Source organism: Nocardiopsis sp. NPDC055551, assembly GCF_053619415.1.
The window spans coordinates 553,531-579,041 of the sequence record NZ_JBSHJJ010000002.1 but is presented as its reverse complement, the minus strand read 5'-3'; the positions used below and the strand labels follow the sequence as shown (position 1 = coordinate 579,041).

27 protein-coding genes and 1 pseudogene are annotated in these 25,511 nt (G+C 68.4%); 21 read left to right on the top strand and 7 right to left on the bottom strand.

Going from position 1 to position 25,511, the window contains the following annotated elements:
* The first annotated feature begins 438 nt into the window (after nucleotides 1–438).
* The 6 genes from ACWGSK_RS06375 to ACWGSK_RS06350 all read left to right on the top strand — a co-directional run bounded on the left by ACWGSK_RS06375 (nucleotide 439) and on the right by ACWGSK_RS06350 (nucleotide 4,409).
* The gene (locus tag ACWGSK_RS06375) at nucleotides 439–990 is read left to right on the top strand and encodes a snapalysin family zinc-dependent metalloprotease (protein WP_358508314.1); all 552 of its coding nucleotides are present in this window, start codon (nucleotides 439–441) and stop codon (nucleotides 988–990) included.
* A gap of 70 nt (nucleotides 991–1,060) precedes the next feature.
* Entirely contained in the window at nucleotides 1,061–1,714 is a 654-nt protein-coding gene (locus ACWGSK_RS06370) for a HemK2/MTQ2 family protein methyltransferase (protein ID WP_452455355.1), read from the top strand.
* The gene (locus ACWGSK_RS06365) at nucleotides 1,707–1,922 is read left to right on the top strand and encodes a CDGSH iron-sulfur domain-containing protein (RefSeq protein WP_358508316.1); all 216 of its coding nucleotides are present in this window, start codon (nucleotides 1,707–1,709) and stop codon (nucleotides 1,920–1,922) included. The genes ACWGSK_RS06370 and ACWGSK_RS06365 overlap by 8 nt, the downstream gene beginning before the upstream one ends.
* Nucleotides 1,919–2,920, top strand: a complete 1,002-nt coding sequence (locus tag ACWGSK_RS06360; RefSeq protein WP_358508318.1) for an iron-containing redox enzyme family protein — start codon at nucleotides 1,919–1,921, stop codon at nucleotides 2,918–2,920. Before ACWGSK_RS06365 ends, ACWGSK_RS06360 begins: the two co-directional genes overlap by 4 nt.
* Complete coding sequence (locus ACWGSK_RS06355; protein WP_358508320.1) at nucleotides 2,917–3,936, top strand: L-histidine N(alpha)-methyltransferase; 1,020 nt, start codon at nucleotides 2,917–2,919, stop codon at nucleotides 3,934–3,936. The genes ACWGSK_RS06360 and ACWGSK_RS06355 overlap by 4 nt, the downstream gene beginning before the upstream one ends.
* Before the next feature lie 236 nt (nucleotides 3,937–4,172).
* Complete coding sequence (locus ACWGSK_RS06350; RefSeq protein WP_358508322.1) at nucleotides 4,173–4,409, top strand: hypothetical protein; 237 nt, start codon at nucleotides 4,173–4,175, stop codon at nucleotides 4,407–4,409.
* 44 nt (nucleotides 4,410–4,453) lie between these two features.
* On the opposite strand, the gene ACWGSK_RS06345 is transcribed toward ACWGSK_RS06350, so the two are convergent.
* A complete protein-coding gene (locus ACWGSK_RS06345) occupies nucleotides 4,454–4,699 on the bottom strand; it encodes a hypothetical protein (RefSeq protein WP_358508324.1) in 246 nt (81 codons plus the stop codon).
* Between the two features lie 635 nt (nucleotides 4,700–5,334).
* On the opposite strand from ACWGSK_RS06345, the gene ACWGSK_RS06340 reads away from it, so the two are divergent.
* The 3 genes from ACWGSK_RS06340 to ACWGSK_RS06330 all read left to right on the top strand — a co-directional run bounded on the left by ACWGSK_RS06340 (nucleotide 5,335) and on the right by ACWGSK_RS06330 (nucleotide 6,304).
* Nucleotides 5,335–5,538 (top strand): CsbD family protein, encoded by a 204-nt coding sequence (locus ACWGSK_RS06340; protein WP_452455354.1) that lies wholly within the window; start codon nucleotides 5,335–5,337, stop codon nucleotides 5,536–5,538.
* Between the two features lie 178 nt (nucleotides 5,539–5,716).
* A complete protein-coding gene (locus ACWGSK_RS06335) occupies nucleotides 5,717–5,875 on the top strand; it encodes a hypothetical protein (protein WP_358508328.1) in 159 nt (52 codons plus the stop codon).
* Between the two features lie 87 nt (nucleotides 5,876–5,962).
* The gene (locus ACWGSK_RS06330; RefSeq protein ID WP_452455353.1) at nucleotides 5,963–6,304 is read left to right on the top strand and encodes a hypothetical protein; all 342 of its coding nucleotides are present in this window, start codon (nucleotides 5,963–5,965) and stop codon (nucleotides 6,302–6,304) included.
* 72 nt (nucleotides 6,305–6,376) lie between these two features.
* On the opposite strand, the gene ACWGSK_RS06325 is transcribed toward ACWGSK_RS06330, so the two are convergent.
* Nucleotides 6,377–7,288 carry a LysR substrate-binding domain-containing protein gene (locus tag ACWGSK_RS06325; protein WP_452455352.1) on the bottom strand — a complete coding sequence of 304 codons (912 nt, stop codon included), beginning with the start codon at nucleotides 7,286–7,288 and terminating at the stop codon, nucleotides 6,377–6,379.
* 76 nt (nucleotides 7,289–7,364) lie between these two features.
* Between ACWGSK_RS06325 and ACWGSK_RS06320 the strand changes: the two genes are divergently transcribed.
* The gene (locus tag ACWGSK_RS06320) at nucleotides 7,365–8,345 is read left to right on the top strand and encodes a bile acid:sodium symporter family protein (protein WP_358508333.1); all 981 of its coding nucleotides are present in this window, start codon (nucleotides 7,365–7,367) and stop codon (nucleotides 8,343–8,345) included.
* A 64-nt stretch (nucleotides 8,346–8,409) separates the two neighbouring features.
* Here ACWGSK_RS06320 and ACWGSK_RS06315 read toward each other — a convergent pair whose 3' ends face one another.
* Both ACWGSK_RS06315 and argG read right to left on the bottom strand, forming a co-directional pair.
* On the bottom strand, nucleotides 8,410–8,841 hold the full coding sequence (locus tag ACWGSK_RS06315; protein WP_358508335.1) for a Fur family transcriptional regulator: 432 nt from the start codon (nucleotides 8,839–8,841) through the stop codon (nucleotides 8,410–8,412).
* A 145-nt stretch (nucleotides 8,842–8,986) separates the two neighbouring features.
* A complete protein-coding gene (argG, locus tag ACWGSK_RS06310; protein WP_358508337.1) occupies nucleotides 8,987–10,432 on the bottom strand; it encodes an argininosuccinate synthase in 1,446 nt (481 codons plus the stop codon).
* 269 nt (nucleotides 10,433–10,701) lie between these two features.
* Between argG and ACWGSK_RS06305 the strand changes: the two genes are divergently transcribed.
* Together ACWGSK_RS06305 and ACWGSK_RS06300 are read left to right on the top strand one after the other, a co-directional pair.
* Complete coding sequence (locus tag ACWGSK_RS06305; RefSeq protein ID WP_358508339.1) at nucleotides 10,702–11,880, top strand: anhydro-N-acetylmuramic acid kinase; 1,179 nt, start codon at nucleotides 10,702–10,704, stop codon at nucleotides 11,878–11,880.
* Nucleotides 11,881–11,944: 64 nt separating this feature from the next.
* Nucleotides 11,945–13,447, top strand: a complete 1,503-nt coding sequence (locus ACWGSK_RS06300) for a sodium:solute symporter (protein WP_452455351.1) — start codon at nucleotides 11,945–11,947, stop codon at nucleotides 13,445–13,447.
* A 34-nt stretch (nucleotides 13,448–13,481) separates the two neighbouring features.
* Here the strand turns inward: ACWGSK_RS06300 and ACWGSK_RS06295 are convergent, their stop codons facing one another.
* Together ACWGSK_RS06295 and ACWGSK_RS06290 are read right to left on the bottom strand one after the other, a co-directional pair.
* Entirely contained in the window at nucleotides 13,482–14,561 is a 1,080-nt protein-coding gene (locus tag ACWGSK_RS06295; protein WP_452455350.1) for an RNA ligase (ATP), read from the bottom strand.
* A gap of 61 nt (nucleotides 14,562–14,622) precedes the next feature.
* On the bottom strand, nucleotides 14,623–15,426 hold the full coding sequence (locus tag ACWGSK_RS06290) for a PP2C family protein-serine/threonine phosphatase (RefSeq protein WP_358508345.1): 804 nt from the start codon (nucleotides 15,424–15,426) through the stop codon (nucleotides 14,623–14,625).
* Between the two features lie 129 nt (nucleotides 15,427–15,555).
* Here ACWGSK_RS06290 and ACWGSK_RS06285 point away from each other — a divergent pair, with 129 nt between their 5' ends.
* The 5 genes from ACWGSK_RS06285 (at nucleotide 15,556) to ACWGSK_RS06265 (ending at nucleotide 20,491) form a co-directional block, all read left to right on the top strand.
* Nucleotides 15,556–16,095, top strand: a complete 540-nt coding sequence (locus ACWGSK_RS06285; protein ID WP_452455349.1) for a type I-E CRISPR-associated protein Cas6/Cse3/CasE — start codon at nucleotides 15,556–15,558, stop codon at nucleotides 16,093–16,095.
* Nucleotides 16,096–16,348: 253 nt separating this feature from the next.
* A complete protein-coding gene (locus ACWGSK_RS06280; RefSeq protein ID WP_358508349.1) occupies nucleotides 16,349–17,980 on the top strand; it encodes a glycoside hydrolase family 10 protein in 1,632 nt (543 codons plus the stop codon).
* Between the two features lie 100 nt (nucleotides 17,981–18,080).
* Nucleotides 18,081–19,394, top strand: a complete 1,314-nt coding sequence (locus tag ACWGSK_RS06275) for a S41 family peptidase (protein ID WP_452455348.1) — start codon at nucleotides 18,081–18,083, stop codon at nucleotides 19,392–19,394.
* Nucleotides 19,395–19,430: 36 nt separating this feature from the next.
* Complete coding sequence (locus ACWGSK_RS06270) at nucleotides 19,431–19,823, top strand: DUF6153 family protein (RefSeq protein WP_452455347.1); 393 nt, start codon at nucleotides 19,431–19,433, stop codon at nucleotides 19,821–19,823.
* Nucleotides 19,824–19,900: 77 nt separating this feature from the next.
* Entirely contained in the window at nucleotides 19,901–20,491 is a 591-nt protein-coding gene (locus ACWGSK_RS06265) for a DUF305 domain-containing protein (RefSeq protein ID WP_358508355.1), read from the top strand.
* Nucleotides 20,492–20,559: 68 nt separating this feature from the next.
* Here the strand turns inward: ACWGSK_RS06265 and ACWGSK_RS06260 are convergent, their stop codons facing one another.
* A complete protein-coding gene (locus ACWGSK_RS06260; protein ID WP_452455346.1) occupies nucleotides 20,560–21,393 on the bottom strand; it encodes a MetQ/NlpA family ABC transporter substrate-binding protein in 834 nt (277 codons plus the stop codon).
* Nucleotides 21,394–21,824: 431 nt separating this feature from the next.
* Here ACWGSK_RS06260 and ACWGSK_RS06255 point away from each other — a divergent pair, with 431 nt between their 5' ends.
* From ACWGSK_RS06255 to ACWGSK_RS06240, 4 genes and pseudogenes are all read left to right on the top strand, one after another.
* Nucleotides 21,825–22,139 (top strand): hypothetical protein, encoded by a 315-nt coding sequence (locus ACWGSK_RS06255; protein ID WP_358508359.1) that lies wholly within the window; start codon nucleotides 21,825–21,827, stop codon nucleotides 22,137–22,139.
* A 122-nt stretch (nucleotides 22,140–22,261) separates the two neighbouring features.
* Entirely contained in the window at nucleotides 22,262–22,684 is a 423-nt protein-coding gene (locus ACWGSK_RS06250) for a hypothetical protein (RefSeq protein ID WP_358508360.1), read from the top strand.
* 582 nt (nucleotides 22,685–23,266) lie between these two features.
* Nucleotides 23,267–24,532, top strand: a pseudogene (locus tag ACWGSK_RS06245) (glycoside hydrolase family 6 protein); the annotation flags it as partial.
* A gap of 136 nt (nucleotides 24,533–24,668) precedes the next feature.
* Complete coding sequence (locus ACWGSK_RS06240) at nucleotides 24,669–25,487, top strand: SDR family oxidoreductase (protein WP_452455345.1); 819 nt, start codon at nucleotides 24,669–24,671, stop codon at nucleotides 25,485–25,487.
* Nucleotides 25,488–25,511 lie beyond the last annotated feature (24 nt).

Genomic DNA, 25,511 nt, shown 5'->3' with positions numbered 1-25,511 from the left:
ACACCGAGCCGGAGCAACCTTTCGGCCGGATCGCATGCGCGGCACATCCGCCCCGCATCGCCCGCCCCACAGCGGAAGCCGGGCCCGCGGTGCCTCCCTCCCCCTCCCCCACCTCCCCCCGAGACCCCCTCACCCGAGCCTCATTCGATGTCAGGACGGTCACTTTTTCTTGGTGTTCACCACCGTCGCGGTGGTCGAGGAGGCCGGTGGAGTGACCCGTTTTCGACGCGGCGCGCATCCACTCGGTGGGCAGGCCGACCTGACGGACCTGTTCGGCAGTGGCGTGGCGCAGTACCGATCGCAGGGGCAGGAGTCGTTCGGCGCCGGCGGATATCGATGGCTCTGCACTCCTTGTGGCGATACGACGCTACGCATAGCATCACCCCGACCCCACAGGGTCACCGACGACATCGGCGCCTTCACCCCAGGGAGACCCCCGTGCTGAGACGTATCCTCACTTCCCCGCTGTTCGCACTGAGCGCGCTGACACTGATGCTGGTGGGCACCGCGCCGGCCATGGCCGCGAACGAGACCGTCCTGTACTACGACGACAGCCAGGCCGCGGAGTACACCTCCGCCGTCTCATCGGCCGTGGACGTGTGGAACTCCAGCGTCGACAACGTGCGCCTGGAACCCGCCTCCGACGGACAGCACTCGGAGATCCTGATCATCGCCGACGACGACTGGCCCCGCGCCCACCTGGGCCCGGTGCGTCCGGGCGGGCAGGTCACCGTCTGGATGGGCCGCCAGGGCACCGCCGAAGGCTACGACGCCGTGCGCATCGCCGCGCACGAGCTCGGCCACAGCCTGGGCCTGCCCGACGCCAAGCCCGGCCCCTGTTCCTCGCTGATGTCGGGCTCCACCGGTGGCGTGGACTGCACCGTCTCCTCGCCCAACGACGCCGAACGTTCGCGGGTCGAAGCCAATTACGGCGGTGGCCTGGCCGGACAGCACACCACCGATGGACGGATCCTGGTCGACCGTCTCTGAAGGAGACCGAGCTCGGTGAGGCGCCCCAAGGGAACGATTGTCCGGTTCCCGGTCGGGTAGTGGTACAGCCATGTTGTTGGTGAGACCTCCTGGTGTCTACCGAGCGCAAGAGGACACCTCGTTACTACGTCACGTATTGCGTCGGCGCGGCCGGCTCTCCGGCCGTTCGGTTCTCGATGTCGGATCGGGCACCGGTGCCCTCGGCATCGAGGCCTTCCGCGCCGGGGCGACCAGCCTCACCGCGATCGACCTGTCCCTACGCTCGGTCGTGGCGAGCTGGCTCAACAGCCGTATCCACGGGATCTCGGCGACGGTCCGGCGCGGCGACCTGTTCGCCCCCGTGGCCGCGCGTCGCTTCGACCTCGTGCTCGCCAATCCGCCCTACGTACCCGGTGTCGGTCCGATGCCGTCCCGGCACCGGGCCGCGAGGTGCTGGGACGCGGGACCGGACGGTCGGGTCCTGCTGAACCGCATCTGTTCGGGGGTGTCCTCGGTGCTCAGCGAGGACGGCGCGCTCCTCCTCGTGCAGTCCACCCTCTCCGACGAACAGGCCACCTTGGACCGGCTCGCGGAGGCCGGGCTGGTGACGGAGGTTCTGGCACGAGCCCGCATCCCGTTCGGGCCGGTGTTACGAACGCGCGCCCCGGAACTGCGTACCCGAGGGTTGCTCGGCCCTGACCAGACGGAGGAGGAACTCGTGGTCATCGAGGCGTGCCATGGCTGAGTCCCGTCGCCGGGTCATCGTCACCGACGAGGGTCCGATCCTCGTCTACGGCCCGGTCGACGTGGAGATGTCGGATGGAACACGTGTGCTCAGCGACCGAGCGGTCACCGCGTTGTGCGCGTGCGGCCGCAGTGGACGCCGCCCGTTCTGCGACACCAGCCACCGTCGACGTGTACGTGACGAAGAGGGGAAGGAGAACACATCATGACCACGACGAGGTCGAGGGCGCCGACGCTTCCGGCCCCTCGCGGCCCCATCTCGGAGGGGGTTCTGTCCGCACTACGTGGAAACCCGAACGAGGTTCCCGCGGTGGAAGGTTCCGCGCCCTATGGAGACGACCTTCAACTGGCGCTCTACTGCTGCTACGAACTTCACTACCGTGGTTTCGACGGAGTCGACGACGACCGTGAATGGGATCCCGCGTTGTTGGCGGTCCGCGCCGAGTTGGAGGGGGCTTTCCTCAACGCGCTCAGGCACGACGTGCCCACCGGCACGGACATCGACGACGAGCTCAACGGACTCCTCGTGGAGAACCTCGACGCGTTCGGCATCTCCCACTATCTACGCCGGCGCGGGGAATTGTGGCAGCTGCGGGAGTACATCGCTCACCGTTCGCTCTACCACTTGAAGGAGGCCGACCCGCAGACCTTCGTCGTCCCGCGCCTGGACGGTCCGCCCAAAGCCGCCTTGGTGACGGTGCAGCACGACGAGTACGGCGCCGGCGACCCCGAGCGGACGCACTCGAAGCTCTTCGCCGACATGATGGCCGAACTCGGTCTCTCCGACGTCTACGGCGCCTACGTCGACTCCGCTCCCCCCGCGATGCTGGCCGAGGTCAACTTCATGTCCTTGTGCGGGCTGCACCGTGGATTGCGCGCGGCGCTGATCGGGCAGTTCGCCACCGTCGAACTCACCTCGTCCCCCGGCTCGGACCGTCTGGTCAAGGCCATGCGGAAGCTGGGCTGCGGTCCGGCGGCCATCCGCTTCTACGCCGAACACGTGGAGGCCGACGCGGTGCATGAGCAGCTCATCCGTCGTGAGGTGATCACGCCACTGCTCCAGGCGGAGCCCGAACTGACCGCCGACGTCGTCTTCGGGATCCGTAGCAGTCTGTTCCTGGCCGGCCGGCTGGAGGAGTACCTGTTCCAGCGTTGGCGCCGTGGTGAGTCGAGTTTCCGCCCCGAGGCGGGAGTGAAGACCCCATGACGTTCGCCGAACCATCGGAGACGCGGACCGGCGTCGTCCGGCTCCCAGACCCTGGCGACGCCGTGCCGGAGGACACCGTCGTGCGCGACGCCCTGCGGGGGACACCGCCTCGGTTGCCGCCCTGGCTCGGCTACGACGCGGTCGGCTCCCGGTTCTTCGAACAGATCACCGAGCTGCCCACCTACTACCTGACCCGGGTCGAACGCGGCCTTCTGGAGCACCACGCACAGGAGATCGCCGCGGCACTCGGCTGCGGGCGGATCGCGGAACTGGGCAGTGGCAGCGCGAAGAAGACGCGATTGCTGTTGGAGAACCGCGTACGGCTGCGCCCGACCACCTATCTACCGATCGACGTCGACGAGGGCATGCTGCGTTCCAGCGCCGCGACGTTGCGCTCGGAGTTGGACGGTTTGGCCGTCACGGGTCTGTGGGGGCGTTACGAGGCAGGGCTGGAGTGGTTGCGCACCCGCCCCGGTGAACCACTCTCGGTCGTCTTCCTCGGAAGCAGCTTCGGTAACGCCACACGGGAGGAACGTGATGGGCTGACCGGAGAGATCGCGCGCTGTCTGAGGCCGGGTGAGAGCTTCCTCGTCTCCGTCGACCTGGACAAGGGCGGGGAGGCCCTGGAGACCTGTTACAACGATCCACCCGGACACTCGGCCTTCGCCGACTTCCGACTCAACTACCTCACCCGGCTCAACGAACGCTACGGCGCCGACTTCGTGCTCGACGACTTCGTCCCGGAGGCTTGGTACAACCCGGAGACCTCCACCGTGGAGGGTCGCCTGCGCGCGCGGGCCGATCGGACGGTGCACGTGCCAGGACTCGGGATCACGCTGGATCTGCCGCGCGGTCGGTTCGTCAACGTCGGCTACTCGGTGAAGTTCGATGAACGGGGGTTGGCCGACGAAGTGGGGGCTCACGGTTTCACCCCGCGGGCCCAGTGGGTGGATTCCGAAGCCGGGTACGGGCTGTTCCTCTTTCGCCGGGAGGAGATTCACCGGGAGGAGACATGAGCCGTCACCGTGGCCCGACCGGGCCCGGCGCGTGATCGGCCAGAGCACGTATCTCCGCGGCGACCCCGTGCCTCACCGGCCCGGGGATGTCGTGGCCGACGCCGTCAGTGGCGAGATCGACCTGGACGTCCAGTCGAGCGGAGACCCTGTCGAGGACTTGGCGACGCTCGCCGGGCGCCAGAAACAGGTGTACCTGCGCCACCCTTGGATGCTCGACATGCCCCGCGGAACCCACCGTGGGTCCCCGGCGCATGGACTACCTGGTGCGGGCCCTGCAGGTACTGGAACCGACGTCGTTGTCCCGATCGGCCCGCTTGGAGACCATCGGACTTCTCAACGGGCTGGTGACCCTGTTCGCCCGCACCGAACTGCGCCGCCGACACTCCTCAGGGGACACGGCCCACACCAACACGTCCTACTTGACCACCGCCACCACCGCAGACCGGCACCCACTTCTCACCGGACTCCTCTAGACACCCTGAAACAACCTCGGAGGCCCAGTGTCCGCCTGCGAAGCTCAGTGTCTTCGGGGGCGTTCCCAGATGAGCCCGGCGGTGACCCACACCAGCCCCACACCGGCGAGGGTCACGAAGCACCACTCGACGAGGCTGAGCGGCCACCAAAGCAGCGCCCAGAGGGCCAGTGCGAACATCGCGAACACACCGAGCACGACCAGGATGACGCGCACCGTTCCCCCCTGAATCACTACGACGTCGCGGCGGAGCGGGCGACCACCGAAGGTCGGTAGAACACCCCCGTTCATGGAGTCATCCCCGAGCCCGCCCAAAGAACCATCCAAACATGTCACCCGCATCGACGCAGCCGACAGGCTCGATCGCACGTGAACCGCTGGACCTCGCATTCTCCGCGCTCGTGAACACGGCGAGCTCATCGAGCGATGTGGAAGCGGTGAAATCAGCGGGAAGCCTCGGGAAACGCGGAGCTCGGGGGTGGCGCGGAGGGGGCGGAGGTGGGGAGGGGGTGAGGAGGAAGAGCGAAAGAAGATCGCGACAAGCAGAAGTTCAGGGCGAGGTTGTGGGTGAAAGGTCAGTGCGTGGGGCGCCTCGGGCAGGGGCCCGACCAACCACCCGAGCAACACCCAACACCCCCACCACCAAAGCCCCGATGCCCATTCCTCCAAGCCGGAGATCTCTCCGGCCCTTCGAGGAAATCCCCGAACAACCCATTGTTCCTCTATCGGATAACCGCGCAGTTCAGGCGCTTGGGTTCCATTTCGATCCTCCGATCATGCCAATGGCTTGGTCCACGAACGAGGCGTGAGTGTGCTCCATGCCACGTCGATTTCTCCAGGGCATGTCCGCATGAAATCCCACAGAAGTGGCAGGTACCCGAGTGAGACAGGCAAGCGACGCCACCGATCCTTCAGGAGGAGGGCTCATGAGCCGGTCGGAGAAACTCAGGGGTAATGCCACCCAGGTACGCGGCAGGGTCAGGGAACTGGCCGGGCGGGCGACGGGGAACTCCCGGATGCGCTCCCGTGGCCGTTTCGAACAGTTCAAGGGAAAGGCCATCCGGCGCACCTCGAACTTCAAGGACAGCATCCGTGGAACCGTGCGCGACCTGCGTGCGGGCAAACACTGACCCCACGCCCCGAACCACTTACCCCATACCCCGCGCAGACGTACAAGGGCCGGCCCGAACTCTCGGGCCGGCCCTTCGTTGGTCGTTGGGATGAAGCGGAACCCGACGGGTCGGTCCGCGCGTCCCAAGGTGCGGCCACCCACTCACCCCGCGTCTCCGCAGGAGAGGTCACCGCACCGTGGGCTCCCCCGCCTCCACCGGCTCACTCGACGATTCCAGCCCGCCCTTCGGGTGTAGTCCGATCGCCGCCCTACTCATCGGTGGAGTGTCGTACATGTTCCTGCTCTTGTTGGTTCCCGGGCTCACCGCGATGTTCGTCGGGATCGGCGCCGTCTAAGAGGATCCCTCTCCCGAGCCCGACCCGGTCATCCCGGCCTTCGTCACCACCGCGTTCCTCGCCTTCGCCGTACCGATCACGTTCGTGTTGAGCGACGATCGGGGGTTTCGGTGGGCCGGTGCGATCGTCGTCGTGGTGGTCGTCCTGCGAATCGCGATGGACTGGGCCTTGGTCGTCCAGGACGAACGGGAAGCGTTCGACAAGGTGGTGCTGACGGTCTCCGAGTACCCGGACCGGGCCGCCCTGTTGGAATCCGAGGAGTGGTCGGCCATCGATCGCCACGTCTGTGAAGAGGTCGAGGAGGCCGGGCACACCGTCATGCTCGTCGAGGAGAAGGAGAGCCACTCGGGCCACCTCGATCTCCTCGTACGGCTGGAATGGCTGCCGGGTGTCTTCGCCGAGATCGAATCGTGGGGGGCGCCGACCTGACGGAGCTGCGCGCGCTGGTCGGCTCTCTACGGCCGGTCGAGGAGGGCGACGCCGTCACGCCGGCGGAGGAGGTCACCGGAGGGCCCCGCCCCTGAGCGCTGCCCCTTCCCCATCGCCCCGCAGTACGCGGTGGTCGTCCTGGAGTGCTTCGACGAGAGCCCGCACGGCTGGAGGGAACGTGGTGCCGCGGGTCATCAGTACGAAGGCCGTCTCGGGTAGTTCGGGCAGTCCGTGGTCTCGGTGGACCAACCCGTCCGGGATGAGGGAGCGCGCGAACGGCATGACGCCGATGCCGGCGAGGGCCGCGGCGCGGAGTCCGCTCAGGCTCCCCGAAGTGCAGGTCACCCGATGTGCGCGTCCGGCGGACATCAGGGTGTCCAGCGCGGCGTCGCGGGTCAGGCTGGGTCTGGGGTAGAGCACCAACGGGACCGGCTCGTCCTCGTCGATGCGGACGTCGGGGGCCGAGACCCACACCAACGGGTCGTGGAACAGGATTCGTGGCCGAAAGGCGTCCACACCCGTGGTGGCGTTCAGGCGCATGGCGAGTACGGCGTCGAGTTCCCCGGCCCGCAGTCGGCGGTGCAACGTCACGCTGAGCTCGACGGTGAACTCCAGGTCGACGTACGGGTGGAGCGCGCGGAAGCGGCGCAGGAAGTCCGGTAGGCGGGTCAGGGCGAAGTCCTCGGAGACACCGAACCGCACGCGTCCGCGCGGCTCGGAGGAGACCACGGCGCCGATCGCCTCGTCGCTCAGGTCGAGGATGCGTTGGGCGTATCCCAGGAAGGCCTCTCCGGCCGCCGTCAGGCGCACGGCGTGGGTGTCGCGCTCCAGCAGCGTCCGCCCGAGCGTGGTCTCCAGGCGCCGTACGTGTTGGCTCACCGCGGACTGGCTCAGGCCGAGTCGCCGTGCCGCCCCGGAGAAACTGAGCTGTCCGGCCACCGTGACGAAGGTGCGTACCCGCACCAGGTCGAGTTCGTCGCGCATGGTCATCACGTTAGCTGAATACAGTCAGTACGGTATCCCTGTTTCCGAATGACCATTCGGCCGGGAGAGTGGAAACATGCTCTCCCGTCTGCGCCGCGCCATCGACCCGTTCCTGCTGCTGTTGCTGCTGTTGCCCGTGGTGGCGACGTTCGCGCCGGCGCGTGGTGTGGCGGCGGATGCCTTGGACCACATCACGGTCGTGGCGATCTGCCTGCTGTTCTTCCTGCACGGGGCCAAGCTCTCTCCCGCGCAGACCCGGCAAGGGTTCTCCCGTTGGGGCTTCCAGTTGCTCGTGCTGGCCTGCACGTTCCTGGTCTTCCCTCTGCTCGGCCTGGGGATCGCGGCGTTGCCGTCCTCGGTGCTGAACCCGGTGATGGCCACGGGTTTCCTGTTCCTGTGCGTCCTGCCGTCGACCGTGCAGTCCTCCATCGCGTTCACCTCGATCGCCCGTGGCAACGTGGCGTTGGCGGTGAGTTCGGCGTCGATCTCCAACGTGCTCGGAGTGGTGTTGACCCCGCTGCTGGCCGCGTTCCTTTTGGGGTCGGCGGTGGAGATCACCCCGGAGTCGTTGCTCGGGATCTTCGGGCAGCTCGTGGTGCCCTTCGTCGCCGGTCAGCTGCTACACCGACGGATCGGGCCGTGGTTGAAGGAGCACTCTCGCGCGGTGTCGGTGGTCGACCAGGGGTCGGTGCTGTTGGTGGTGTACGCGGCGTTCAGCGTCGGTGTGACTCAGGGGTTGTGGCAGGTCGTTCCACCCACGCAGCTGCTCATGGTCGTCCTGGTCTCGTGTGTGCTCCTGGCGATCGTGCTCGCCCTGTTCACCGGACTGGGCCACGTGCTGCGGATGGAACGGGCAGACCGGATCGTCCTGATGTTCTGCGGCTCGAAGAAGAGTCAGGTGAGCGGGCTTCCCATGGCCATCCTGCTGTTCCCGTCGGAACAGGTGGGGATGTACGTGCTGCCGTTGATGATCTTCCACCTGATCCAACTGTTCGTCTGCGCGGTGATCGCCCGCCGGGCCGCCTCCCGGGCTCCGGCGACCACCACCGGACGTTAGGTGGCGTCGAACCGGACCTGTGCTCGGCCCACCTGGGCGACATCCGCCCGACCGGCGGGAACGCTCAGGAAACCTCTGTCGAGGAGCACTCGCCGCACACGCCCCAGTAGACGACCTCGGCCTCGTCGATGGCGAAACCGTGGCCGCCGGAGGCGGTGAGGCAGGGTGCGTGGCCGACGGCGCACTCGACGTCGGCGATGGCGCCGCACGAGCGACACACGACGTGGTGGTGATTGTCCCCGACTCGTGTCTCGTAACGCGAGACCGTGCCTTGGGGCTGGATGCGTCGCACCAGGCCAGAGGAGGTCAGGGCTTTGAGAACGTCGTAGACCGCCTGGTTGGAGACCGTACCGAGTCTTCCTCGCACGACGTCGATGATCGACTCCGTGTCCGCGTGCGGGTTGTCGTGCACGGCGGAGAGCACAGCTATCCGAGGGCCCGTCACCCGCAGAGCGGACTCGCGCAGCATGTGCTCGAAATCCGAAGGGGTTGGCATACTCCCAGTGTGCAGCGTTTTCTGGAGTCAGTCAAGTTATGGGATGTTTCCATCTTGCCTCGGGAATCCCGCCGACCCCACCGGACAACGGTCGGCCGCCCCGTCGTCTTCGGGGCGGCCGACCGTGTTCGGGCAGGGGGGAGACCTAGTCGGTACCGGACTCCATGGCCGCGTGGTCGAGCCACTCGTCCTCGTCGACCGCACCGCGCGAGGCGATGGCCTCCGCGCCGCCCTCGGGCATCGAGCCGATGAGGCCGGTCGAGGCCGCCTGGGCGGCGCCGATCGTCGTCGGGTGCTCACTGCCGACCATGCCGAGCCTGGAGTAGTCCTCCAGCTTGGCGCGAGAGTCGGCGATGTCGAGGTTGCGCATGGTCAGCTGGCCGATGCGGTCGCCGGGGCCGAACGCGGAGTCCTCGGTGCGCTCCATGGACAGCTTGTCCGGGTGGTAGCTGAACGCCGGGCCGGTGGTGTCCATGATCGAGTAGTCCTCACCGCGACGCAGCCGCAGGGTGACCTCGCCGGTGACGGCCGTACCGACCCAGCGCTGGAGGGACTCGCGGATCATCAGGGCCTGCGGCTCCAGCCAGCGGCCCTCGTACATGAGGCGACCCAGGCGGCGACCATCGTTGTGGTAGGCGGCGATGGTGTCCTCGTTGTGGATGGCGTTGACGAGACGCTCGTAGGCGGCGTGCAGCAGCGCCATGCCGGGAGCCTCGTAGATACCGCGACTCTTGGCCTCGATGATGCGGTTCTCGATCTGGTCGGACATGCCCAGACCGTGGCGGCCACCGATGGCGTTGGCCTCCAGGACCAGGTCGACGGCGGAGTCGAAGGACTTGCCGTTGATGGCGACCGGGCGCCCCTTGTCGAAGGTGATGGTGACGTCCTCGGGGGCGATCTCGACCTCGGGGTCCCAGAAACGGACGCCCATGATGGGGTCGACGATCTCGATGCCGGTGTCGAGGTGCTCCAGCGACTTGGCCTCGTGGGTGGCGCCCCAGATGTTGGCGTCGGTGGAGTAGGCCTTCTCGGTGCTGTCCCGGTAGGGCAGGTCGCGCTCGACCAGCCACTCCGACATCTCCTTGCGGCCACCGAGCTCGTTGACGAAGTCGGCGTCCAGCCACGGCTTGTAGATGCGCAGGGACGGGTTGGCGAGCAGGCCGTAGCGGTAGAACCGCTCGATGTCGTTGCCCTTGTAGGTGGAGCCGTCGCCCCAGATCTGCACGCCGTCCTCAAGCATCGCGCGGACCAGCAGGGTGCCGGTGACGGCGCGGCCCAGGGGCGTGGTGTTGAAGTAGGGGCGACCACCCGAACGGATGTGGAAGGCGCCGCAGGCCAAGGCGGCCAGACCCTCCTCGACCAGGGCGTCACGGCCGTCGACCAGGCGGGTGATCTCCGCCCCGTAGGCGGTGGCGCGGCCGGGCACCGACTCGATGTCGGGCTCGTCGTACTGGCCGATGTGAGCGGTGTAGGTGCACGGGACGGCACCCTTCTCGCGCATCCACGCGACCGCGACAGAGGTGTCGAGGCCTCCGGAGAAGGCGATTCCGACGCGCTCGCCGGCGGGGAGGGAAGTGAGTACCTTGGACATGAATATAAGCATGCACCCTTATGAATGAACATGCAATTCGGATCGCGAACCGCTGCTGTGAGCCTGGTCATCCCGCCGCCATCGGACGACGTACCGATCGACTCGCGGGACGTCCGCACACCGTTCGTCGGCCGAGTCCCGAAAAAGGTTGACGCACCCGCGACGGACGGTATATCGGTGGCACACGGTGAGTTCTCCGAACGGTCCGGGCCGGCGTCGGGGCCGCGAGCGGCACCGAACACCCCCTATCTCCCCGAAGCAGGAGCACCATGATCGTCATCGGCGTGTCCTCCGGTACCTCGGCCGACGGCATCGACGCCGCCGCCGCCCGGCTCGAACTGGACGGCGACCTGGTCCGGCTGACCCCGTTGGGCCACCTCACCCGCCCCTACTCGACCGCGCTGCGGTGGCAGATCCGCGCGGCGCTGCCACCGGCGAACACCACGCTGGAGACGGTGTGCCAGATCGACGCCCGCATCGGCCAGGAGTTCGGCGAGGCGGCGTCGGAGGCCATACGGACCTTCTGCGGTGGCCGCGCCGACCTGGTCGTCTCCCACGGGCAGACACTCTTCCACTGGGTCACCGGCTCCACCGTGCACGGCACCCTCCAGATGGGTCAACCGGCCTGGATCGCCGAGGCCACCGGGCTTCCCGTGGTGTCCGACCTGCGCTCGGCGGACGTGGCCGCGGGCGGTCAGGGCGCACCGTTGGCCGCCGTCATGGACACCCTGTTGCTGGGTGACCGAGACGAGCCCACGGCGGCGCTCAACCTGGGCGGCATCGCCAACGTGACCGTGGTGCGCGAGGGAGCCCCACCCTTGGCCTTCGACACCGGGCCCGCCAATGCCCTGCTCGACGCCGCGATGCGTCTGATCAGCGACGGAGAGCGCGACCTCGACGTCGACGGCGCGCTCGCCCGGACCGGGACCCCCGATCCGGAGCTGTCGGGGTACCTGCTCGCCGAGCCCTACTACCGGCTGGCCCCGCCCAAGAGCACCGGGCTGGAGCTGTTCGGCCCCGGTTACCTGGAGGAGGCGCTGCACAAGGTGGGCCGCCCCGAGGACGGGGACCTGCTCGCCACGCTGGTCGAGGTCACCGCGACCACCGTCGCCGACGCCCTGCGCCCGCACGGGGTGCGGGAGGTGATCGCCTCCGGTGGCGGCACCCGCAACCCCGTGTTGGTGGAGCGTCTGGCCGCCCACCTGGAGCCGGCGCGGCTCACCTTCAGCGACGCGATCGGGGTGGACGGGGACGCCAAGGAGGCGTACCTTTTCGCGCTGATCGGTTTCCTGAGTTGGTACGGGATCCCCGGTGTGGTCACCGGCTGCACGGGAGCCCGCCGCTCGACCGTGGCAGGTCGTTTCACCCCTGGCGCCGAGCCCCTGCGCCTTCCCGAACCCGTCACACAGGCACCCGCGCGCCTTCGGATCGAGGCCGCCCGGGGCTGACCCGGACCGCCACGCCCCCGCGGTCGTGTCCATCCCGCACCATGATCGCCTGGAGGAGCCGCCGGTGCAGACCGTCGACATCGTCGTCATCATCGTCTACCTGTTGTGTTCGGCCTGGTTGGGCCTGAAACTGTCCGGTCGCCAACGCGACGTCAAGGACTACTTCATCGGCAACCGTGAACTGCCCTGGTGGGCCGTGTGCCTTTCGGTGGTGGCCACCGAGACCAGTGCGCTCACCGTGATCAGCGTTCCCGGGGTCGCCTACCTGGGCGACGTCACCTTCCTCCAGGTCGCCGTGGGCTACCTGATCGGTCGGATCGTGGTCGCCTACCTGCTGCTGCCCCGGTACTACCGGGGTGAGATGACCACGGCCTACGCCTACCTCGGGCTGCGCTTCGGCCGAGGCATGCAGGCCACCGCCTCGGTCACCTTCCTGTTCACCCGGCTGCTCGCCGACGGTGTGCGTCTGTTCGCGGCGGCCATCCCGATGAAGATCATCCTGGACTCGATCGGGCTGGAGGCCTCCTACTTCACGATCGTCGCGGCCATGGGCGTGGTGACCATCCTGTACACCCTGGTGGGCGGCATCCGCGCGGTGGTCTGGGTGGACGTCCTCCAGATGGGCCTGTACTGCGTCGGTGGTGTGGTGGCCCTGGTCGTCATCGCGACCAGTCTCGACGTGAACTTCCTGACGGTCGCGGCGGAGGAGGGCAAGACCAGGTTCCTGGACTTCACCTCGAACCCGATCTCCGCCCCCTACGCCACGGTCACCGCGGTACTGGGCGGCGCCCTGCTCTCCACCGCATCCCACGGCGCCGACCAGCTCATCGTGCAGCGGCTCCTGGGGTGCCGCACGCTGCGCGACGCCCAGAAGGCCGTGATCGTCAGCGGCGTGGTGGTGTTCGTCCAGTTCGCGCTGTTCCTCACCGTGGGGTTGGCCCTGTACTCCTACTTCGAGCGCGCCACCGTGGAACAGTTGGGGATGGGCACCTCCGATGAACTGTTCCCGGTGTTCATCGCCGAGGGGCTGCCCGCGGGACTGTCGGGGCTGCTCCTGGCCGGGATCATGGCGGCCGCGATGAGCACCCTGTCGTCGTCGTTGTCGGCGCTCTCGTCCTCGACCATGGCCGACCTGTACGAGAAGTTCTCCCGTCGCCGCTTGGAGGACGGGAGAGCACTGCGGATGAGCCGTCTGTTCACCCTGGGCTGGGGGCTGGTGTTCATCGGGGCGGCCGCCATGTTCACCGGCACCGACAACCCGGTGGTGGAACTGGGACTGTCCGTCGCCAGCATCACCTACGGCGGCCTGCTGGGCGCGTTCTTCCTTGGTCTGTGGGTTCGGCGGGCCCGGCAGGCCGACGCCGCCATCGCCTTCGCGGTGGCCGTGGCGACGATGGCCTGGCTGTTCCTGTTCGAGCCGGAGCTGGTGGGCTTCACCTGGTACACCGCGATCGGGTCCGCCATCACGCTGGGGGCGGGGTACCTGCTGTCGCGGCGGCACCGCGACGAGTCCCCCACCTCCGAGGCCGAGCCCTCCCCGGCCCCCGCCGGGGAGGAGCGTCCCTGAACGTGGACGGGTGAGGCGGTCGGCCCCGGCCGCCTCACTCGTACTCGGTACCGCCCTTGCGGGTCAGGTAGACGTCGGAGACGAACTTGGCGATCGTCCGTCCCACCAGTACCTCGGAGAACCGTTCACGGGCCGGTCGGACCACCAGACCCTCACGGATGTTGGTCTCCTTCCCGCTCCAGGTCTCCTTGCCATCGGCCGCCTCGAACAGCGCCTTCTCGTCGTAGGGCCCCTCGTACAGCACGGGTACCACCGGCAGGCCCACCTCGGTGAGCACGTCGCGCAGGTCCACGGCGTCCAGCCAGACCCGCTCGCCGTCCAGGTCCAGGGCGATGTCGAACACCGCGTACCCGGGCCGGTCTCCGTGGGCGGTCTCGCCGTACTTCAGGTCCTGGACCCCGGCGCCGAACACCTCACCGAACACGCCCACCCGGCGGGCACCGAACCGACGGGCCAGCGCTCGCGCGGCCGCACCGACCGCGTGGGCGCGCACCGACCTCCAGTACAGGTTCTCGCCGTCGTCGACCAGGGCGAGGCTTCTGCCGCCCTGTCCCTTGGAGGACACGAACTCCTCGTCGGTGTCGGCCACAAGCGTGTACAGGCAGGCCGTGCCGTGGATCTTCTCCGTGGCGACGACCGGTTCCCCCGGCACGAAGACGTCGGGATGGCGCTTGACGTTCTCGATCTCGATCCAGCGCAGGAGGTCCGGCGCGGACAGTACGTCGCCGCTCATGTGGATGGGTACCTCCGGCACCCACTTGGTGACCCCGAGGTCGTCGGCGAAGTCGGTGCCGGCCTCGTGTTCGGCGGCCAGGTCCCGGCCCGCCAGCCTCGTGGGGCGGCACACGATGCCCTGGGAGACCTGACCGCGCAGCCGCACGGTCTTGACCCGGTCGGCCTTGGAACCGGCGAGGCGGCCGGTCAGCCCGAGCTCGTCGATGAGGTCCTCGGGCAGGATGGCCTGTTCCGGGATGTAGAGCGCCCACTCACCGGTCCGGTAGGCGCCCTTGGGCACGACGGCGTGGAACAGGCCGACCTTGGCCAGTTCCAGGGCGTCGGCGTTGGGGTGCGGAAGGATGGTGAGTCGCTCGGCGGTCACCCGAAGGGTGGACATGCTCGAACCTCCTGGGGGTGGTGTTCGTGTCCGGGCCACTATCGCCGAATCGGAACCGGGCTCACAAAGAGTTTTCCGTCGGTGGTGCGGGGACTCGCAGGAGGAGCGCGGTGACGTTGTCGTGCCCGCCGGCAGACAGGGCGTGGTCGACCAGGGCCCGCGCTCCGCGCAGCGGTTCCGAAGCCCGCATGGCGTCGCGCAGGGCGTCGGCGTCGGGCAGGTAGCGGGTCAGTCCGTCTGTGCTCAGCAGCAGCGTTCCGGGAACACCCGGGACGAGGCTGCGCGTCCTCGGTTCGGGGAGGTCGGCGTCGGCTCCCAGCCAGGCGGAGATGGCCCCGGAGTCGGCGGTGTCGTCACGGGTGAGCGGTAGGCCGAGTCCGTGTTCGGGGAGCCAGTGGGCGCGGCTGTCGCCGATCCACGTCACCCACAGTCCCGAAGGCCCGACCACGCCCGCGACGTAGGTACAGGCCGGAGCGGTGGGTTCGGGTCCGGCCAGCGCGGTGACCGCCCTCCCGGCGATGTGGACGGAGTCGGTCAAGGCGGTCTCGGGTACTTCGCCGACGGACAGGCGTTCGATCAGGACCCGCGCGCCGACGTCGGCGGCGAGCCGGGCCGCGCGTTCGGGTCTGGGGGACATGGACACCCCGTCGCAGACGACCCCGATCCGCCAGGGGCCCGCTTCGGTCAGGGCCAGGGCGTCGGCGTTGACCCGACGCCGACGCCCCCGGTCGGTGACCCCCGCGCCTCCTTCGACGGTGAGCTCCCCGTGGGCGTGGAAGTCCTCCTGGTCGGCGCCGCAGTCCCAGCAGTGCCCGTCGGGGGCGACGGTGCCACCGCATTCGGCGCATTCGGGTTCCTGATCCATCCGGGGATCATTCCAGGCCCGAACCGGCCCGGCCGGTCCGGACCTCTAGAGTGGAGGGTCGACGTGGCGGGGTCGGACGGCCTCGCCCCCACGAGTTCCCCGCGGGGACGAACACCGGAACGGATCTCCTTGTACCTGACCAACATCCGCCTCGACCCGTATCGCGCCACCGGAATGCAGGAGTGGACGGTGATGGGGAGGGCCGTGCGCGGGGCCGTCGAACCCGACCCGGAGGCGAAGGCCCGGGTGCTGTGGGCGCGGCTGGCCCCGGACATGCTGCTGGTCAGCTCCGACACCGCCCCTGCCTGGGGCAAACTGCCCGGCGCGGTCTCGGCCACGTTCCATCCGATGCCCCTGCACCGGGCGGGTGAGACGGTCGAGTGGGAGCTGATCTCGGCCCCCACGGAGCGGCGTGGCGAGGACGGCAAGAGCGGCAAGCGCGTCCCGGTTCCCGAGTCGGGGTTCGAGGCGTGGCTGGACCGGCGGTTGGACGGCGCGCTGGAGGTGACCTCGGTGGGGTGGAAGCACCTGGGCGGCCGGCCGGCCCGATACCACTTCGACGGGCTCGCCAGGGTGGTGGACGGCGAGCGGCTGCGTGAGCTCTCGTTGAAGGGGATCGGTGCGGGGTTGCAGACCGGGGCCGGCCTGTTGCTCACGCAGGAAGCGTAAAAACCGGGAACGGACCTTCCGCCACCGAAGCACACGATCCGACCACGACAAAGGCTGACATAAGCATCCTGAATGCCACATACGCCTCATAAGACGCATTGCGACCAACCTTGCGTAGGAGTGTTGCATTCAAGGGCCAAATCATGAAGGTTTTCTCCTAAGCCCGAGCTGACCGTCGCACAGGGAACCCCGAACGGACCCACCAGGACCTTCCGGGCCCCGCCCGCACGACAGAAAGCCCAAAGGAGCAACCTTGGCGTACCCGAACCGGAACCGCCCCACGGCGCGCACCGGATCAACCACGGTTCCGATCCCCCGCACCGCCGCACGCACGGCGCTGTTCGCCGGCGCCCTGACCGCCGCACTCACCGCGGCCTTCCTGCACGCGCCCCAGGCCCTCGCGGACCCCTCCCCGGAGGGGCGGAACGCCTGCGAGACCGACCCCGAGGCGCCGCCCAAACGACAGATGCGCGCCGAGTGGATCGCCGGTGTGCAGAACATCGACTGGCCCTCCCAACAGGGTCTGAGCGCCGACGAGCAGAAGGCCGAACTGGACGGCCTCTACGACGAGGCCGTCGACAACGGCCTCAACTCGGTGTTCGTGCAGGTCAGGCCCACCGCTGACGCGTTCTGGCCCTCACCCCACGAACCGTGGTCGGAGTGGCTGACCGGAGAGCAGGGCGGCGACCCCGGGTACGACCCACTGGAGTACGCGGTCGAGGAGGCGCACGCCCGCAACCTCGAATTCCACGCCTGGTACAACCCCTACCGGGTCGCCATGCACGACGACCCCTCACAGCTGGTCGAGGACCACCCCGCCCGACAGAACCCGGACTGGGTCTTCGAGTACAACGGTCAGCTCTACTACAACCCCGGGATCCCCGAGGCGCGCGAGTTCGTGATCGAGGCGATGATGCACTCGGTGGAGAACTACGACATCGACGGCGTCCACTTCGACGACTACTTCTACCCCTATCCTGCGGAGGGGCAGGAGATCCCGGACGAGGACACCTTCGCCGAACACGGTGGCGATTTCGACGACATCGAGGACTGGCGGCGCGACAACGTCGACACCATGGTCCGGGAGATGAGCGAGGCGGTGGACGCCACCAAGCCGCACGTGAAGTTCGGCATCAGCCCGTTCGGGATCTGGCGCAACTCCTCCACCGACCCCGAGGGCTCCGAGACCAGCGGTTCGCAGTCCTACGACGACCAGTTCGCGGACAGCCGCAAGTGGGTCACCGAGGGTTGGCTCGACTACATCAACCCGCAGGTCTACTGGGAGATCGGACTCCCCGTGGCCGACTACGCGGCGTTGGTCCCCTGGTGGGAGGAGGTCGCCGCGAGCACCGACACCCACCTGTACATCGGGCAGGCCGCCTACAAGGTCGGCAACGAGGGTGCCTGGTCGGACCCGAACGAACTCTCCTCGCACCTGGACTTCAACCGCGATCACGCGGGGGTGCACGGTGACGTGTACTTCAGCGCGAACTCGCTGCGCACCAATGCCCAGGAGGCCATGGAGGTCCTGGTGGCGGACCACTACTCCAGCCCGGCGCTGATCCCGATCAAGGAGGACCTGGGCGGGGCCGCGCCCGAGTCGCCGGCGGCGAGCGCGACCGACGACGGCACGCTGGAGATCACGGCCGGCTCGAGTGAGGCCCCCGCCTACTACGCGGTGTACGGCTTCGAAGGAGAGACCGACCCGGGGCAGGGCGAGTGCGGCATCGAGGACCCGCGCAACATGCTGGGCACGGTGCGCGCCGACGCGGACGGGGCGGCGACCTTCGACGTCTCCGATGGTTCGGACACCACGTACTACGTGACCGCGTTGGACCGCCTGCACCACGAGAGCCAGGTGGGCGAAGCGGTACGGCTTCCCTAGGAACCGATTCGAAGAGCGCGTGAGGGGCCCGGTGACCACCGGGCCCCTCATGTTCGGTCGAGGTATTCCCAAAAAGCGACAGCGCTGTCATGATTTGTGAATGGCCTCCCCCACGCTCGGCACCAATCTTCGTCGGCTCGTCACCACCCTGGACGGGGCCGTCGACCGCGCCTATGAGGCCGACGGCCTCGCCTTCCGCGCCGCCTTCACCCCCGTGACCAGGGCGCTCCTTCGCCACCTGTCCCTGTCCGTGGGCGGCCTCGCCCGGGAGACCGGCATGACGCGTTCGGCCACCAGCCAGACCGTCGCCCAGATGCGCCGGCTCGACCTCCTCGTCCCGGCCGACAGCGAGGACGGTCGGGAACGGCGGGTGCGACTGAGCCCGTCCTGCCTGGAACAACTGCCCGCCGTCGAACGGCGGTGGCGACTCACCGCCGAGGCCGCCCTGGAGTTGGATCGGGAGCTGGGAACCGACCTGAACGGGACCGTCTCCGCCGCGCTGGACGTCCTGGAGCGGCGCCCCTTCCTACCGCGGGACTCCGGCGGGTCCGACGCGGAGGGGATCGACACGCCCGCCCTGGTGGACGAGGTGGCGGACCTGGTCGAGAGGAACTACGTCCACCCGGAGATCGCGTCGCGGGCCGCGGCCGGGCTCCGTGGCCGTGCCCTCGGCGAAGCGCGTTCGCTGCCCGCCGTGGCGGCCGCCCTCACCGAGGTGCTGCGCCCGTACGACGGCCACTTCCGGGTGGTGCCCACCGCCGAGATCCGCCGCCGGGACCGCCGTTCACGAGCCCGGGTGGACGACGTGGGGTTCGACGTCACCGAAAGGGAGGGTGTGCTCGTGGTGGACGTCGCCGAGTTCACGCACCTGGCTCCCGAAACCGAGTCGGGGCGACGGCTGACCGAACTCGCCCGGGAACGACTGCGGCCCCTGGCCGAGGCCGAGGCCGTCGTGTTCGACCTGCGAGGCACCCCGGGAGGCGCTCCCAGCATGGTGGAGTTCCTGATCGACCACCTGGTGCCCGGCACCCCGGTCGAGGTGGTCGCCTTCCACCCGCGCGACGGCGAGGTGTGGCGGTCGTGGACTCCGGCGGATCCGGAGAACACCCGTCGCCCGGACGTACCGGTGTGCGTGCTGGTGGACGCGGGCACGGCCTCGGCTGCGGAGAGCTTCGCGCTGGCCCTGCGCACACTGGGACGTGCCATCTTGGTGGGGCACCGGACCGCCGGCGCGGCCAACCCCGGGGACTACTTCGCCGCCTCATCGGGTCTGAGCGTGTTCGTCTCCACCGGAGCCCCCAGGGATCCACGTAGCGGGCAGGGCTGGGAGGGAACGGGCCTGGAACCCGACCTGGCCTGCCACGCGCCCCTGGCCCTGGACCACGCGCTGACACACTTGCGCGGACACCCCTGATCCATACCCCGGTGGGGTACGGGTAGGGTGATGCCCATGTCGAGATCCGAACGGCGGCAGCAGGGCACGGGACGCGCGTGGGCGCGCGTCCTGGCACTGGTCGCGCTGGTGTTCGGACTCGGAGCCATGCACACGCTGGGACACGTCCAACACGAGGCCCACGCAGCCGCGGGTCCGGCGGCCGCCCATGACGTGATGGGGAACGCCGTGGCGGAATCCTCCTCGGACCTGCCCGAACTCGACCCCACCTCGCTCTGTCTGACCGTCGGGGCCTTCACCGTCTCCCTGCTCGGGGTGGCCACCGTCGCGTTCCACCGTTGGCCGGATGGGCCGATCCCGTCCACGGGGCCGACGCGTCGGCCGTCCCCGCTCTTCCCACCGGCTCCGGACGATCCCTCTCCGGTTCGTTTACAGGTTCTGCGCGTCTAGATGCCCGCGGACGCCGACTCCGTCGGCCCGTCCGCTCGCCATGCGTGTACCAGCTGAACCCGGAAGACGAGGAACCGATGACCTTCGACAAGCGTGCCCTGAACCACCGTGCCCTGGCCGTGGCCTTGGCCACCGTCCTGTTCGCCACCTCCTGCGGCGAAGCCGAGACGGAGACCGACACCCCGGAGAGCCAGGGGCAGGTCACCGAACACACCGACGCGGACGTGCACTTCGCGCAGATGATGATCCCGCACCACGAGCAGGCCGTGGAGATGTCCGACCTCGCCGACACCCGTGCCGGTGACGAGGTCCGGCCCCTGGCCGAACAGATCCGGGCCGCCCAGGGACCGGAGATCGAACAGATGGAGACGCTCCTGGACGGCTGGGGCGCCGAGGTCGATCACGACATGGACCACGCCGAGATGGACGGAATGCTCTCCGAGGAACAGATGGCCGAGTTGGAGTCCGCCGAGGGGGACGAATTCGACGCCTTGTTCCTGGACTTCATGGTCCTGCACCACGAGGGCGCCGTCTCGATGGCCCGAACCGAGCTCGACGAGGGTGTGGATCCCCAGGCCCGGGAGTTGGCCCAGGAGATCATCGACGCCCAGGAGGAGGAGATCGCGCACATGAACGACCTGCTCGGCGAAGACGGCCGCGAGCACTGATTTCGGGCGACGAATGACGACGTCCCGGACCCGTGCGGGTCCGGGACGTCGTGACGCCGTTCGGGGGGTCAGCCGGCGGTGGCCGGGATGACACTGCCCTCGTAGGTCTCCTCGATGAAGCGCACCGTCTCCGGGGAGGTCAGCAGGTCGACCAGCACCTCGATCCGGGGATCGTCGGTGTTGTCGGCGCGGGAGGCGAGGATGTTCACGTACGGGTTGCCCTCGAACTCCTCCAGCAGGATCGAGTCGTTCTCGAAGTCCAGCCCGGCTTCCTGCGCGTAGTTGTTGTTGACGATCGCGGCGTCGACGTCGTCCAGCGAACGGGGCAGCTGGGCGGCCTCCACCTCACGGAAGTCAAGGTCGCGCGGGTTCTCCTCGATGTCGGAGAGACTGAAGGCGGCCTCGTCGATGCCCTCGGCCAGAGTGATGAGCCCGCTCTCCTCCAACAGCAGGAGCGCCCGGAACTCGTTGCTGGGGTCGTTGGGCAGCGCGACCTGGGAACCCTCGGCCAGGTCGGCGATGTCGTCCACGGACTTGGAGTACAGGCCCAGCGGCGGCAGGTAGATCTGCTCGACCGCGACGAGGTCGGTGTCGTTGCCCTCGTTGTACTCCAGCAGGAACGGCTCGTGCTGGTAGAGGTTGACGTCGAGTTGGCCCTCCGCGAGCGCGGCGTTGGGCGCGATGTAGTCGGAGTACTCGTGGATCTCCAGGGCGAGACCCGCTTCGGCGGCGAGTTCTGACTCGACGAACCGGAGGATGTCGCCGGCGGGGACGGCGGTGGCCCCCACGGTGAGGGTTTCCTCACCCTCGGCGGCCTCAGTGTTGTTCTCGGAGGGGGCACCACAGGCACTCACCGCGAGCAGGGCCAGGGCGGCGGGGACGGCGAATACGGCGCGACGCATGGGAGTCCTTCGAGTGTGACGTGTACGTACGAGTTCGGGTGGGTTTCCTACCTTTTAAGTATTAAATAAAGGTTAACCCGAGAAGTCCAGACCCAGTGACCAAGCGCACAAGCCCTGACCTGCCCGAAGAGGGTGTTCGCCCCTGAAGCGTCGCGATCGGGGCGGCGGTGGATCACCCGGTTTCGGATACGCACCGTGTTCACCGGTTCGAAGCGCTCGCCCCCTCCGACGCCTTCCCCATCGACGGGTCCGGGGGGAACGGATCCGCCCGAGTGGCGGGGGTCCGGAGGTTCGCGCGCCCCGTGACGCCCTGGGGCACCATTCGACCCCACGACCCCCGCCGCCCCTTACCGTCTACTTACCCCGGGTGAGCAGACTTGCCGTTGACGGCACCAGGACAGGGGCGTGCCCCCAGGGATGGAACGAGGACAATGCTCTCCGACGTGTTCGAGTGGTTCAAGGGGTTGTTCGGTGACACCGCCGGCGATCTGATCGACGGGGCCAGTGGCGCCGCAGACGAGGCCGGGGCCGCGGTCGAGGGCCTGGGCGATGGCGCCGTCGGCGAGTTCGCCCAGGACAGCGGCCTGGACACCGTGGCACAGGAGGCTCAGGAGGGCGCCCTGGGAGAGGTCACCGAGACCGCCCAGGGCTTCCAGGAGCAGGCCGAGACATTGGGCGGGATCGCCGAGGACCCAATGGGCGCCGCCGCCGACGGGATCCGCGGCCACATCACCGACGAGAACTGACGCCCCCGCCCTCGCCCGTCCTGCCGATACTCGGCGCGCGGGGGCGACTTCCGGGCGACGATCCGCGTAGCATTCCGACTACCCTCGGTCATCACCGATCGTCGAAAAGTCAGGGAGCTCCCATGAAGTCGCCCGTCAGCCCGCACCAGATGGTCCTGCGCCTCGCCACGGGTGCCTCCATCCTCAACTCCGGACTGAGCAAGCGCGGGGCCGACGAGGACACCGCGATGGGGGTGCACGGCATGGCGGTCGGCACCTACCCCTTCCTCGACAAGGTCGACCCGGTCAGTTTCACCCGGGCGCTGTCGGCCGGAGAGATAGCCCTGGGCACCGCCCTCCTCCTCCCCCTCGTCCCCAACAAGCTGGCCGGGGCCGGGCTGAGCGCGTTCGCCGCGGGCCTGCTCGGCCTGTACCTGCGCACGCCCGGCATGCACAAACCCCGCAGCCTGGCCCCGACCGATGAGGGCCTGGGCCTGTCCAAGGACCTCTGGCTGTTGGGCGCGGGGCTGTCCCTGGTGCTGGAGAGCTGCGAGCGTCGACGCTGAACCCCCGTTCGTCGACATGTGGCCTGCGCCGCCGGCGCACCGCCCGGAAGCACCGCGTGGCCATCCGGCGACTCCCGGTTATTACTGAACGGTCATAAATCAACCACTCACCTGCGATTACACAAACAGGTATCGAGTACCAGAAATATCTGCTTCATATGGTATTTACATATCACCATTGAATGACTACGGTTCTGGAAAGCGATCGGGTTCGACACCGCCCCCGAGAACACCGTGAAAACCCGTTCGCCCACCTTACAAAGCAGCACTGCAAGGAAATTTCGATCCCCTGACTGGGAGCGCTCCCAGCACTCCCGTTCAGCCCATCCCCCCTTCCCCTACCACATCCACCCAGGTCAACGCCTGAGAACCCGAAACTCTCCGGCGCCGACCGTGAACGAAGCCTCGTCCCCTCGACGCTTCGTTCGCACCGGGTGGATTCACCCCCCGCTCACTCTTGAGGAAGAAATCGAGATGACAGAAAACCGTGCCGTGAAAAGGACCCGATGGGTCCGTGGTGGACTGGCCGTGGCCGCCGGATTCGGCCTCGTGCTTTCCGGATCCCACGCACTCGCCGCCGCCGAACGCGTCGAGAACCCCTACGTCGGCGCCGACGTCTACGTGAACCCGATCTGGTCGGCCAACGCCGCGGCCGAACCCGGTGGCGAGGCCATCGCCGACCAGCCCACCGGTGTGTGGATGGACCGCATCGGAGCCATCGAGGGCAACGACAGCCCCACCACCGGCGACATGGGACTGCGCGACCACCTGGACGAGGCGGTGGAACAGGCCGCCGGTGAACCCCTGGTCTTCCAGCTGGTCGTCTACAACCTGCCCGGCCGCGACTGTGCCGCGCTCGCCTCCAACGGCGAGCTGGGCCCGGACGAGATCGACCGTTACGAGTCCGAGTACATCGACCCGATCGCGGAGATCCTCGCCGACTACGAGGACACCTCGCTGCGCGTGGTCACCACCATCGAGATCGACTCACTGCCCAATCTGGTCACCAACATCTCCCCGCGGGAGACCGCCACCCCCGAGTGCGACGAGATGCTCGCGAACGGCAACTACGTCAACGGGGTCGGCTACGCCCTCGGGCGGTTGGGCGCCATCGAGAACGTCTACAACTACGTGGACGCCGGCCACCACGGCTGGATCGGTTGGGAGGACAACTTCAGCGCCTCGGCCCAACTGTTCTACGAGGCGGCCAACGCCAACGGGGCCTCCCCCGAAGACGTGCACGGCTTCATCGCCAACACCGCCAACTACTCGGCTCTGGAGGAGGACAACTTCGCCATCACCGACCAGGTGAACGGTACGAGCGTGCGCGAGTCGCAGTGGGTGGACTGGAACAACTACACCGACGAGCTCTCGTTCTCCCAGGCCCTGCGCGACGAGCTCGCCTCCATCGGGTTCGACTCCGAGATCGGCATGCTGATCGACACCTCCCGCAACGGCTGGGGCGGCCCCGACCGTCCCACCGGTCCGGGCCCGGAGACCGACGTCGACGCCTACGTCGACGGCGGTCGCTACGACCAGCGCATCCAGTCCGGTAACTGGTGCAACCAGTCCGGTGCGGGTCTGGGTGAGCGACCCACCGCCGCCCCCGAGCCGGGCATCCACGCCTACGTGTGGATGAAGCCTCCGGGCGAGTCCGACGGCTCCAGCGAGGAGATCCCGAACGACGAGGGCAAGGGCTTCGACCGGATGTGCGACCCGACCTACGAGGGCAACCCGCGCAACGGCAACAACATGAGCGGTGCCCTGCCGGACGCTCCGGTCTCGGGCCACTGGTTCTCCGCACAGTTCCAGGAGCTGCTCGCCAACGCCCACCCGCCGGTCGAATAGGAGGGATGGACGCCTTCCCGGGTCCGGGCGCCCGCACATCCCACGGGGTGTGCGGGCGCCCGCCGTGTGCCCCGCTCGACCCGAAGATGGCTACCGTGGGGTAGGTTTCACCCCGCCTCGACCCGAAGGGCCCACCATGTCCTCCCCCAACTCCCCCGCCACCCGCCGAACAGCACTGGTCACCGGGGCGTCCTCCGGGATCGGCGCGGCCGTGGCCGCCGCCCTGGTCGAGCGCGGCTATCGCGTATTCGGTACCAGCCGTGCACCGGAGAAGGTCACCACACCGATCGTCGGGGTCGAATACCTGGCCCTGAACCTGACCGACTACGCGTCCGTGGCGGCGTGCGCGGAGGCCGCCGGTGACGTGGACGTCCTGGTCAACAATGCCGGGGAGAGCCAGAACGGGCCCATCGAGGAGCTCCCGATGGACGCGGTGGAGCGGGTATTCCGGCTCAACGTGTTCGGGGCGGTCCACCTCACCCAGCTACTGCTGCCGGGGATGCGCGCACGCGGGTACGGGCGCGTGGTGATGGTCGGGTCGATGCTGGCGAGTTTCCCATTGGCGTTCCGATCCTCGTACGTGGCGACGAAGGCGGCCATCAAGGGGTTCTCGGACGCCACGCGACGCGAGGTGTCCCCGTTCGGGGTGGGGGTGACCACCGTGGAGCCGGGTTCGATCAGCACCGGGATCAGCGAACGCCGCACACAGTACGTGTCCGAGGGTTCCCCGTTCGAGGACGAGTACCGCACCATGGTGAACACGCTCAACGCCAACGAGGCCAAGGGCATCTCGGCGGAGAAGGTGGCCACGACCGTGGTCTGGGCGATCGAGGCTCGTTCGCCCCGGCCGCTGTACGCGGTGGGCAGCAACGCGCCCCTGGTGTTCGCGCTGCGAAGGCTGCTGCCGAGTTCGGTGATGCTGCGGATCGTGGCCCGCAAGCACGGTCTACGCTGAGTCCACGCCCCCGGTCATAAGCGT